The organism is Actinomycetospora chiangmaiensis DSM 45062 (genome assembly GCF_000379625.1).
In the GTDB taxonomy this organism is placed as follows: domain Bacteria; phylum Actinomycetota; class Actinomycetes; order Mycobacteriales; family Pseudonocardiaceae; genus Actinomycetospora; species Actinomycetospora chiangmaiensis.
Map to the genome: position 1 here is coordinate 1 of NZ_KB903237.1, position 9,920 is coordinate 9,920.

Sequence of the window (9,920 nt, forward strand, 5' to 3'; positions counted from 1 at the left end):
GAGAGGATCTACGAGCAGGCGGGGACGATCGGGGGCGCGGGCGCCGCGTCGTTGGTCGGGGACTCGCGGCTGTCGCTGGAGAGGATCTACGAGCAAGCGGCGATGATCGGGGGCGCGGGCGCCGCGTCGCTGATCGCCAACTCGCGGCTCACCGTCGGAGGCATCCCGCCGGAACTCCTCAACGGACGGTGGGCGGACCTCGACACGTACGCCTCGGTCTCGCTCCAGCCGCTCACGCGGGCAGCGACGGGGCTCTCCGAGAGCCGGATACGAGACCTGACCAGTCAGATCGCGGAGATCAGCACCGCTCGACTGTTTGAGGATCCACGGGTGGGCGACCTGGCAGACGCCCTCGACCAGGAGGGCGCTGTCGAGCAGCTGGTCGAGTCCGACGAGCTTCGGAGCGCCGTCGAGAGCATCGTCGAGTCGGAGCCCGTCAGCGAGTTGCTCGGGAACGTCGAGCAGGACGCGCTTGACGGCAAGGCCGGGGAGGCTTTCGAGCACGCCACCAGCGTCGTAGCCGCCGTGGAAGGCCTCACAACGGGGCAGATCGTCACGATCTTCACGTCGCTCGACATCCTGGTGATCGCAAGCGTGATGCAAATTTACGGTTACGACCTCGGAGGACTTCCTGGAGTGGTCGACCTCGCCCTTTCGCCGTTGGCCGTGTACGCCTTCTGCCATGTGATCAGGAAGCGCGGCCCGAAGTAGAAAGTGGGGCATCACAGCTCCTTCCACTCGATGGCGTCGAGGGCCTGGCGCATGGCGTCGAGGTTGGTGTGGGCGTAGATCGACATCGTCACGTCGATGTGGGCGTGGCGGGCGATGGCCTGGACGACGTGGGGTGGCGTCCCCTGCTCCAGGAGCAGGCTGACGACCGTGTGGCGCAGGTCGTGGAGGCGGACGCCGGGGAGGACGGCCAGGTCGCGGACCTTCTCGAAATCTCGGCCCAGGTTCCGGGGCTCGGTGGGGGTCCCGATGGTCGAGGCGAACACGAGGTCGTTGTCCTGCCAGACCTCGGCGGCGGCCGTGCGCTCCTGCTCCTGCCGCTCGCGGTGTTCGAGCAGCACCCGCCGGGTGACCTTGGGCAGCGGGATCGTCGCCTCGGAGGCCTCGGTCTTGGCCTCGGCGATGTAGAGCCGGCCGTCGGCTCTCTGAACGGTCTGGGCGATGGTGACGGTGGCCCGCTCGATGTCGAGGTCCCGCCAGGGCAGCCCGAGCAGCTCGCCGTGGCGGAGCCCGAGCGTGGCGGCGACGACGTAGAGCGCGTAGAGCCGCCGGCCCTTGGCCGCGTCCAGGAGCTTGTGCGCCTGCTCGACCGTGAGGCCCTTGCCGACCTTGTAGCGCGGGACGGAGACCCGGACGAGCTTGGCGACGTTGCGGGTGACCAGCTCCTCGCGCTCGGCGGCCGCGAGGCCGTTCCGGAGGACGGCGTGCACGTACTGGACCTGACGCTGGGACGGGTGGCGACGGCAGCAGCGCCCGACCGAGCAGCACCGCTCGTCCTCGGGTCGACGGAGGTCGTAGGCGTGGGCGCAGCACAGGCAGCGCTCGCGGACGCCGGCCATGAAGGCGCGCACGTGAGCGGCGCTGAGTCTCCTCAGGGGCTTCTTGCCGAGTCCCGGGACGATGTAGAGCCGGACGTCGTTCTCGTAGCCCACGTAGGTCGTGGGGCGCCGTTCTGAGCGCATCGTGGTCAACCACCGCTCGAACCACTGGGCCACGCTGTACGAGCGGTCCGGGACCGGTATCCCGTTGGCCGAGTTGACCTTGAGTTCGTCGAGCTTGGCGCGGACGTCGTCGTAGCTCGATCCGTACACCGGCCGGCGCTTGATCTGGCCGGAGGACGTGTAGACGTAGGCGCTCCCGACCCACCTGCCGTCGCTGGAGCGCTGGTAGATCGAGCCGTCGCCGTTGGCCCGGCGGGGCCGCCGCTTCTCCTCGGCCATCAGGCGGCCTCCGTGTCGAGGAGGCGGGCGACGTAATCCTCCAGGCCGACCGGGGGATGCGGCGGGAGCCGCCGATCTTGACCGAGCGGAGGTCGTGGTTGCGAAGCAGGTCGTAGACCTTGCAGCGGCTGATCTTGAGCAGTTCGGCGGCTTCCTCGGCGGTGAACAGCAGGGCATCCATGGGTCAGTCCTCCGAGAGCCGGCGGCCGAGGTGGCCGAGGTGCTTGTGGGCGGCGTTGAGGTGGTCGAGCAGGGCGTCGGCTTCGCGGCGGGCGTCGACGAGGTCCGCGTCGGCGTGGTCGAGCGCGTCGGCGGGGTCGTGGCCGCGGTCGTCGTAGTGCCGGGCGAGTTCGGCGCGGCGCAGGGATCGGGCGAGGTAGTCGAGGACCTGGGGCAGGCGGCCCACGAGCTCGGCGAGGTTCCCGACGGCGCTGTAGGTCTGTGGGCCGTCGAGGTGGCCGTGCATCGTGGCGTGGTTGGCGGCGCGGATGTTCTCGGCGGCGCGTTCGATGTCGCGGGCGACCGGGGGTGGTCATCGCCGGGCCTCCTGATCCGGGACGGTGGCGGCTCGGTCGGTGGCGTCGCCGAGTTGGTGGGCGAACTCGGCGGTGCCGCTGGTGACGGCGGGGCCGAGGGTGGGGAAGGCGGCGAAGAGCAGGCAGACGGTGACGACGCCGGCCAGAGCGGCAGGGCCGGCCTTGTGGCTCTTGGCGAGCAGGACGGTGACCAGGGCGGCGATGACGACGATCGCGACGAGGCTCATGGGGCCACCGCCCCGAGCTGCGCCGAGCCGGCGGTGAGGTGGCCGGTGGTGCCGTCGAGGACGCGGGCCAGGTCGAGCGCCTCCTTCGACGTGAGCACCGCCTCGACGGCGAGATCGGGGTCGGCGAGGGGACGCAGGACGACGACCAAGGAGCCGGATTCGATGACGACGGCGACGTTGGCCGGGACCCGGTACTTGGTGAGGGCGGGGTTGTCGTTCACGGCGTCTCCTCGGTGCCATCGGCTCGCCGGGCGAGCTGGGAGATGCGATCGCAGAAGTGGCCGTAGCCGCCGACGTAGGGGGCGCGGAGGCGTGTGCAGTCGTGGCCGGGTGCGGAGAGGTAGGCGATGCCGGGGGCGGCGTTGGCGTGCTCCGGGCCGAGGGGCCGGGCGTCGTCCCCGTGCAGCATCGCCAGCGAGTCAGCTGGGACGCGGAACGAGAGCCGGACGGCGAACTGGTCGCGGGCGTAGCCGCCGCCGACCGCGTTGGCCTCGAAGCGCTGGGCCAGCATCAGCACTCGGAACGCGGCCTTGCGGCCCTCGGAGAGGAGCCGCAGCACCGCGCTCGTGATGCGCTCCGCCAGCTTCTTGTCCTTGGCCTGGGCCGCCCGGAGCAGACCGGGGAACTCCTCCAGGACCACGAGCACCAGCGGGGTCTGGACGGTCGGCGTGACCGAGTCCTGACGCGGTGGCATGGCGTCGAGGCGCTGATCCATCCACGTCACGAGCCGGTCGAGGTGCTCGGCGTGGGCGGCGAGGTCGCGGGAACCCGTGACCTGCCAGTCGCGGTGGGCGGTGCCGTTCCAGACGCGTCCGAGCAGGAGACCGGTGATGTCCGAACCGGTGATCAGGACGTCCCCGGCCGCGCAGAGCTGGGCTAGCAGCCCGTAGGACAGCTGCGTCTTCCCGGAGCCGTTCTGGCCCTGCACCGCGAGGTGGCCGGGGGAGGCCAGGGCGTGTTCGATCAGGGCGCCGTCCTCGGCCCGGCCCAGGAGCACCGCGTCGTCAGCGCGACCGGTGACGGTGCGCGGAAGTCGGTAGGTGGAGGCGAGCGGGTCGATCTCGAAGAGCACGACGCGGACCCAGCGGCCGGCCAGAGGTTGGATGCGCAGCCCAGCAAAGCCGAGCGAGTGCGCGAGCCGAGCGGCGTGGGCCTCGATGTCCGTCGGCTCCCCTCCAGGCAGCAGCTCGACGGTGAAGGAGGTCCCGGTCGGAGCGAGGCGCAGAGCACCGAACCGCGGGGTGCGCACCGTGAGACCGGCGGCGACGTCGATGTGCTGGCAGAGCCCCACTCCCGTGCATGCCTCGCGCCAGAGGCCGCGCAGGTCCGCCTCGAGCAGGCGGTGGGCCTCGGCGCGGCGCTGCTCCTCGAGGCGGGCACGGAGGCGGCCGAGGAGCCGTTGGGCGGCACCCGGCCCGCCGGTGTGCCAGCGGACCGGGTGGCGCCTCATGGGCGTGTGATTGGTGGTCAGCCGCGTTCCTCTCGGTGCAGCGCGAGCACAGCTCGCCGTCCACGGCGGGCATGGGAAACAGCAGTGCGCAGGCCGGGCACATGGGCTCGTCGTCGGCCACCGGGTCAGGGACGCCGGCCAGCCGTGAGCGGCGGATGGCGCGTCGCTCGGTGGGGGTGGTCGCAGCCCAGAGGCCGGTGTCCTCGCCCACGTCGAGCGCCCAGCGCAGGCACTCGGTGGCAACGGGGCAGCCGCCGCAGATGGGGGCGACAGCGACCACGTGGCGGGCGACGATCTCGGTGGTGTCGTCGTCGGTGGGCGGGAAGAACAGCTCCGGGTCGGCGTCGCGGCACGCGGCGTGCCGCTGCCAGGTCATGACGCGGCCTCAGCGGTCGAACCCTGACCGCTGTTGCTGCCCCGGGCCCGGCCCGCGGCGGCGGTGGAGCGGACCTCCGAGCAGCGGTACCAGACCTGGGCTCCGGTGACGTTGCCGTCGCGGTCCTTCTTGTCCATCACCCCGATCTCGAAATCGATGAGGTGGACCGGGGTGGCGGGGGCGAGGTCGGCGCCGGGCTGGTGCTCGGCAACGAGCCCGACCTTGATGATCTCGTTGGTGGCCCGCCCGAACTGGCGGAAGCGGGCGACGAGCTGGGCCTCCCACTTGGGGAGGCCGTCCTCGGTGGTCTCTTGCCGCGAGCTGTCACCGAAGGCGGTCTTGGGCTCGCAGGACAGGAACAGCAACGACTCGAACGTCGCGCCCTGGTCGACCTTGTAGTTCTGGATCACGTCGTCTTCTCCTCGCTCGTACTTCTCTAGTCGTCTTGAAACTAGCAGTGGTCACTTAGTCGTCTAGAGGAGCAATGCTGAAGGTGATGGACTCGTAATCCGCCCAGGTCAGCGCGCCGGGACCTCGTACTCCAGCACGTAGGCCGGGGCTGCCTTGAGGGTGTCGCAGACCTCTAGCGGGCGACCGGTCGTGTCGTAGGCGGTGCGAACGAGCACGACGACGGGCACGCCGTCTGTGAGCTGGAGCCGGCGGCGCTCCTCGGCGGTTGGCATCCGGGCCGAGACCTCTTCGGTGAAGTGGTCCAGCTCGAAGCCCATGTCTTCCAGGCGCGCGTAAATGCCGCCCGGGCCGGAGTCCGCCTCGACGATGCGGGAGCCGGCTGCCACAGAGGCGGGCAGGTAGGAGACCGCTGTCTCGACCGGCTGCCCGTCGGCGAGGTAGCGCCGTGACCGGCTCACGACTTCCTCGTCGTCGGCCAGGCGGAGGCGGTCCCGAATCTCCGGGCTCGCCGGGCCGGTCGCGATCTCCAGCTGGTCGACGTTGGGCGTGAAGCCGGCCTTCTGCGCCTCGACGCTGAAGGCGGCGAGGCCGGCCTCCCGGTGCCGCCGGGCGAACCGCTCGGAGGCGAGCCGTCGGACCTGAACGGGCTGGCGGACGAAGGTGCCCTTGCCGTGCTCCGCGACGACCCGGCCCTCGTTGCGCAGCTCCTGCACGGCCTGGCGGACCGTCATGCGGGCCACGCCGTAATGCTCGATGAGCACCGCTTCACTCGGCAGCTTGTCGCCGGCCACCAGGTCGCCGCGGTCGATGGCCGCCCTGAGCTGATCGGCGATCTGCCGGTAGGGCGGCCGGTCGTCGGCGCGGTCGATGCCCCCGAGCTGCACGACTCCTCCAGACGACTGGACCTCTACGATCAGTGCCGAACGCTACCGAACGTTGACGGACGTCAGGAGGCGACAGTGGCGGACACGCCCAAGCACTCGGTGAGCGTCGCCGGCGTCGTTGTCGACGACCATGACCGCGTCCTCGTCATCCAGCGCCGCGACAACCGCCATTGGGAGCCGCCGGGCGGAGTGCTCGAACTCGACGAAACGCCGGAAGAGGGAGTCGAGCGCGAGGTCTTCGAAGAAACTGGTATCCATGTCAAAGTTGAACGCTTATCGGGCGTCTACAAGAATATGGCTCGCGGCATTGTTTCCCTTGTTTTCCGTTGCAGTCCACAGGCAGGAACCACCGTAAGATCGGACGAAAGTGCAGATGTGCAGTGGGTTTCCGTTGGCCGAGTAATGTCGCTAATGGACGAGGCGTATTCCGTCCGCGTGGCGGATGCGTTCCAGGCAGGCGTCCCGGTAAAGGTCCACGACGGTGTAAGAGTGGTGGACACTTCCTGAAGAGCCAAAGACGTGAGAAGTGAAGTGTCCTGGTCCTACGGTCAGCGCTTGACTCGAGCGCGCACGGCAAGCGCAGCGAGTGCCACTAGAATCGGGCCAATTACCCTGACGGCGATCTCCAAAACCTCGCCCCACGCCGTGAGAGGCGGCAGATTGCCTGGACGGGTGAGCGACGTTGCAGTCCGCACCGTGAACGCGATGCTGCTAGCAAGATCAGGCTGCGGCCCTTGAATTTGTCTAGGTATCACGCTGGTGGTTGAGCCCTGGTGCATAACGTCGTAAGCCGTAGTCTGGGGCGGCAAGAAGCCATAGCGCCACAGTGCAAGCGACGCAAGAAGCAACACTGCCGTCAAGGCAATTATCGAGCGCGACGAGCGCAGACCGTAGCCAGATACGGCCCAGTAGACCTTCAGTAATAGCCGCTCCCACCCGCTGGCACTGGCACGCCGCATTTCCATTTCGCCATAATAAAAATCCGACGCGCCAGGCTGGTCTCCGCCGTCCTCTAGTCCCTTACGTAACATACGGTACTGCCGTTCCAGTGTAAGCGTCGTGTTCGCCTCCTCGCCCCGAGGACGGCGAAAAGGAAGCCATCTCCAGCCGGGCCAGAAGTGAGAACGACCCTTCCGCCAGGCTGCTTCGTCAGCGAGAAGGCGTCTTCTCGTCATCATTCGGCTAGTTCTCGCCGCAAATACCACAGTACTCTCGATCCTCATCTTTTCCATATTTCTCACTTCACCAAGCGAGCATTCACTCAGATCGAGACCATCGAGAGTAACGTTCTGAACGTCGAGATCGCGGAGGGACTTCAATTTGGCGTTGGCTGGCGCGCTAGTCGGTGCGTTAGCCGATCTACTCAAAGTTAGAGGGTCCGAGCTCTTGAGTCTATAGATTGAGACATCCTCACCTCGGACGCTTATCGACCCCCCGCCCTCGAAGTCAGACTTCTCGATGGCGACTCGCGTTGAGGCGACAGACACGTCTGCCATCTTTCCAACGGTAACTCCGGAGATTGCTACGTGGTCAGCTACACTTTGTAATTCGACTATAGGTCGGTCTCGGAAGATGCATCCCCCAAGAGAGACGATGTCGTTCCCGCAAACCTGCTCAAATCTAGCTTCTTCTCCAAAGGTGCTATCAAGTATATAAACAGAGCCTCTTGACTCGACGTTGTAGAGCACGGGGTGTTCGGCGCTGGTGACATGCCGAATATAGAGAGAGCCGCACTCGACATTGCTGATCGCGAAGCGGTCGCCAAGAGAAGTCGAAACGATTGACAGATCACCCTCGACTCTCTGAATGTCTGAGACTTCTACGTCTTTCTCCAACTTACAGTCCTCGTCGAACGAAAGACTTTTTCCGAGGTAGCAAGAGGAAATTTTGACACTGCTGAGATTGCAGCCCAGGAACTTGACATCGTCGCCGAAGCTTGCCCCCCGGATCTCGGTATCGACGACGCCGATACCGCTGAACACTACTCCACCATAGTAGTGTCCTCCTTCGATACGACTGCCAGTCTTGAACGCGGACTTCATCGTAATAGTATTTCTTGCGTTAACGCCAAGTAGGGACTGGCTCCTGAATATCGCTAACGCTGGCGGCCACTCAATGGGACTCGTGTCGAGTAGAGTGACATTCGTTAGGACCAGCTCGGATTGCGAGAATAGGTCGCCCTGCCCTGATTCGGACGCCTTGTGTGCTACTGTGGCCAAGTCTTGAATATCCATCGTGCAATCTGAAAGATTGACGACACCTTGCTGAGCTTGCCCCTGTAAAAAGCGGACGAGTGGAGCGTTGGCTGATCCCAGATGCTTTACGCACCGTCCGTCAGGACTCTCGATCGGCGGGATGTTTGTACAGGCATTGTCATTATCGCCCCAAGTGCAGCGCGATCGCTCTGTCACGCCAACCCCCAAACGGTGTACGTCAACCGTACGCAGTCTAGCGAGCGGTAGAGGCTTACGGTCCGGGGGTCACGCCTCTCATGGCGAAGGCCGACGGTGTGAAATACTCACGAACACAACTGCTTCATCTCCTCGATGGTCAAAGAAGCCGAGTAATGTCGGACCGCTCGCGTCAGCCGGCTTGGTCGTCGGTGCGTTCGTGCGGCTGGTCCAAGTTTTGTTCTCGCTTACGTTGTTCTACTTTGAGTCTTTCGACCTCTTCAACGAAGCGTTGGAGCACCCTGTCGTCGTCGTTTGATATGTCGGCGTATCGATAGATGCCTAAATCTGCAGAGCTAGCTTCGTGCTCAATCGCGTCCGCGGTTTGCTGCAGATAGAAACTCCGCTCGCGAAACTTGAAGTAGCCGATGAAGCCGGCTGCAATCCCCACTACAAATGTCAGGAGTACGGTCGCCCATCTGAACTGCTGTAGCTCAATGGAGAGCCCGGAGAGCGCACTTGACGCGATTGACCCGATAATGACGACTGATTGAAGAGCATTGTGGACTCGCCGGTAGTACCTGCTGTTCTTACGGAAAGCAAGGAGGTCGCTTCCGACTTCAACCCGATACGCCGACCGGCGTGCCCTCTGATCTAACCTAACTGTACCCGCCTTGAGGCGCCGCTCCTCTTGCAGCGCCTGCAATTCTAAGTCAAGCTGCCTTAATGATGTGTCAGCCTTGAATACGTGCCAGTATATCGACCAAGCCGATAGAGCGGTTATGCCGACTGCGAGGAAGCCCGGCAATCCTGTGTAGGGGCCGATGTCTCTTTGACGTCCTACTGTGATTGCAAGTACGTAGATCGCAACTAGGGTGGCAGGGCCCAAGATCAATCCCAGATATCCTAGCCGAAGGAGGAGGCGGGCCCGCCTGACGTCCGCCTCTTGCTCCAGCACTCGCTTATTAATCTCGAAGAGGTGCGACATGGGATTCGACACCGGTGCAGATTCCTTCTCCTTGAGGTTGGACGTCTGTTCGGGTCCGTTGGGAGTGGTACTGAGAGGGCACCAGTTACATACCACACGTGTCCGACAGTCCTAGCGCGACTGAACCCAGCGCTAGAGAGGGCGGGGCCGGCTCATGTGCTGTCGACCGAGACATGATCGGATCACGTCCGCGTCTAGGTCGACGCGCTAGTCGTCGAGTAGCCCAAGGCTTCGACAGAGGGCCGAGCTGAACGTTGGACCGTGTGCCACAGCGATCCAGCCTCGGTTGCCGTTTCTCACGAGACGGACACGGGAGCGGCTGCGTCGGTAGCGGACACGGCCGGTGGCCTGATCGACGCGGGGCTTCCAGGTCTGGTGGGCGCGGCGTTGGGCTTTGGCCCAGCGGCGGGCGATGCGGCCGGCGCGGATGAAGCGCCCCGGCTGTGGTGGAGGCTCTGATCCCACGGGAAGGTGGGGGTCGTGCCGGCGCCGAGGAAGTTCACTGAGGAGATGCGGGAGCGGGCGAAGCGGATGGTCCGCGAGGCCCGCCAGCAGGAGCCGGGGTTGTCGGTCAACGCGGCGTGCAAGCGGATCGGGCCGCAGCTCGGTATCACCCCGGACACTTTGCGCGGCTGGTTCCGCCAAGCCCAGGTCGACGACGGTGAGGTCCCGGGGACGACGACCACGGAGTCCGAGGAGCTCCGCCGGT

Annotated in this window: 12 protein-coding genes and 2 pseudogenes; 3 read left to right on the top strand and 11 right to left on the bottom strand. The window is 65.6% G+C overall.

What is annotated here, in order from left to right:
- The coding region (locus A3CO_RS32780) for a hypothetical protein (RefSeq protein ID WP_033414587.1) at positions 1–711 on the top strand (711 nt) is incomplete at its 5' end.
- Positions 712–722: 11 nt separating this feature from the next.
- On the opposite strand, the gene A3CO_RS0116940 is transcribed toward A3CO_RS32780, so the two are convergent.
- The 9 genes and pseudogenes from A3CO_RS0116940 to A3CO_RS0116975 all read right to left on the bottom strand — a co-directional run bounded on the left by A3CO_RS0116940 (position 723) and on the right by A3CO_RS0116975 (position 5,833).
- Entirely contained in the window at positions 723–1,949 is a 1,227-nt protein-coding gene (locus A3CO_RS0116940) for a tyrosine-type recombinase/integrase (RefSeq protein WP_018333431.1), read from the bottom strand.
- Between the two features lie 55 nt (positions 1,950–2,004).
- Positions 2,005–2,130 (bottom strand): annotated as a pseudogene (locus tag A3CO_RS40080) (helix-turn-helix domain-containing protein); the annotation flags it as partial.
- Between the two features lie 3 nt (positions 2,131–2,133).
- The gene (locus A3CO_RS0116950) at positions 2,134–2,415 is read right to left on the bottom strand and encodes a hypothetical protein (protein WP_018333432.1); all 282 of its coding nucleotides are present in this window, start codon (positions 2,413–2,415) and stop codon (positions 2,134–2,136) included.
- A 66-nt stretch (positions 2,416–2,481) separates the two neighbouring features.
- Positions 2,482–2,712, bottom strand: a complete 231-nt coding sequence (locus A3CO_RS0116955) for a hypothetical protein (RefSeq protein WP_018333433.1) — start codon at positions 2,710–2,712, stop codon at positions 2,482–2,484.
- On the bottom strand, positions 2,709–2,933 hold the full coding sequence (locus tag A3CO_RS0116960) for a hypothetical protein (protein WP_018333434.1): 225 nt from the start codon (positions 2,931–2,933) through the stop codon (positions 2,709–2,711). The genes A3CO_RS0116955 and A3CO_RS0116960 overlap by 4 nt, the downstream gene beginning before the upstream one ends.
- Complete coding sequence (locus A3CO_RS0116965) at positions 2,930–4,162, bottom strand: hypothetical protein (protein ID WP_018333435.1); 1,233 nt, start codon at positions 4,160–4,162, stop codon at positions 2,930–2,932. The genes A3CO_RS0116960 and A3CO_RS0116965 overlap by 4 nt, the downstream gene beginning before the upstream one ends.
- Positions 4,163–4,328: 166 nt before the next feature.
- A pseudogene (locus tag A3CO_RS39600) lies at positions 4,329–4,538 on the bottom strand (WhiB family transcriptional regulator); the annotation flags it as partial.
- Positions 4,535–4,948 (bottom strand): hypothetical protein, encoded by a 414-nt coding sequence (locus tag A3CO_RS0116970; RefSeq protein WP_018333436.1) that lies wholly within the window; start codon positions 4,946–4,948, stop codon positions 4,535–4,537. The pseudogene A3CO_RS39600 and the gene A3CO_RS0116970, both read right to left, overlap by 4 nt.
- A 108-nt stretch (positions 4,949–5,056) precedes the next feature.
- On the bottom strand, positions 5,057–5,833 hold the full coding sequence (locus A3CO_RS0116975) for a GntR family transcriptional regulator (protein WP_018333437.1): 777 nt from the start codon (positions 5,831–5,833) through the stop codon (positions 5,057–5,059).
- Positions 5,834–5,908: 75 nt separating this feature from the next.
- Here A3CO_RS0116975 and A3CO_RS37025 point away from each other — a divergent pair, with 75 nt between their 5' ends.
- Positions 5,909–6,340, top strand: coding sequence for an NUDIX hydrolase (locus A3CO_RS37025; protein WP_084682005.1), 432 nt, complete (start codon positions 5,909–5,911; stop codon positions 6,338–6,340).
- A gap of 41 nt (positions 6,341–6,381) precedes the next feature.
- Here A3CO_RS37025 and A3CO_RS38210 read toward each other — a convergent pair whose 3' ends face one another.
- Positions 6,382–7,875, bottom strand: coding sequence for a hypothetical protein (locus A3CO_RS38210; protein ID WP_157647666.1), 1,494 nt, complete (start codon positions 7,873–7,875; stop codon positions 6,382–6,384).
- Between the two features lie 541 nt (positions 7,876–8,416).
- Positions 8,417–9,211, bottom strand: coding sequence for an SLATT domain-containing protein (locus A3CO_RS37030; RefSeq protein WP_084682007.1), 795 nt, complete (start codon positions 9,209–9,211; stop codon positions 8,417–8,419).
- A gap of 480 nt (positions 9,212–9,691) precedes the next feature.
- Between A3CO_RS37030 and A3CO_RS0116990 the strand changes: the two genes are divergently transcribed.
- On the top strand, positions 9,692–9,920 hold a 229-nt coding region (locus A3CO_RS0116990; protein WP_026204699.1), incomplete at its 3' end, for a transposase.

What these genes read in the sequence shown, in the direction of transcription:
- A3CO_RS37030 (WP_084682007.1), bottom strand. Translation starts at nt 9,211, where the DNA reads ATGTCGCACCTCTTCGAGATTAATAAGCGAGTGCTGGAGCAAGAGGCG.
- A3CO_RS0116965 (WP_018333435.1), bottom strand. Translation starts at nt 4,162, where the DNA reads ATGAGGCGCCACCCGGTCCGCTGGCACACCGGCGGGCCGGGTGCCGCC.
- A3CO_RS0116950 (WP_018333432.1), bottom strand. Translation starts at nt 2,415, where the DNA reads ATGCACGGCCACCTCGACGGCCCACAGACCTACAGCGCCGTCGGGAAC.
- A3CO_RS0116940 (WP_018333431.1), bottom strand. Translation starts at nt 1,949, where the DNA reads ATGGCCGAGGAGAAGCGGCGGCCCCGCCGGGCCAACGGCGACGGCTCG.
- A3CO_RS38210 (WP_157647666.1), bottom strand. Translation starts at nt 7,875, where the DNA reads ATGAAGTCCGCGTTCAAGACTGGCAGTCGTATCGAAGGAGGACACTAC.
- A3CO_RS0116955 (WP_018333433.1), bottom strand. Translation starts at nt 2,712, where the DNA reads ATGAGCCTCGTCGCGATCGTCGTCATCGCCGCCCTGGTCACCGTCCTG.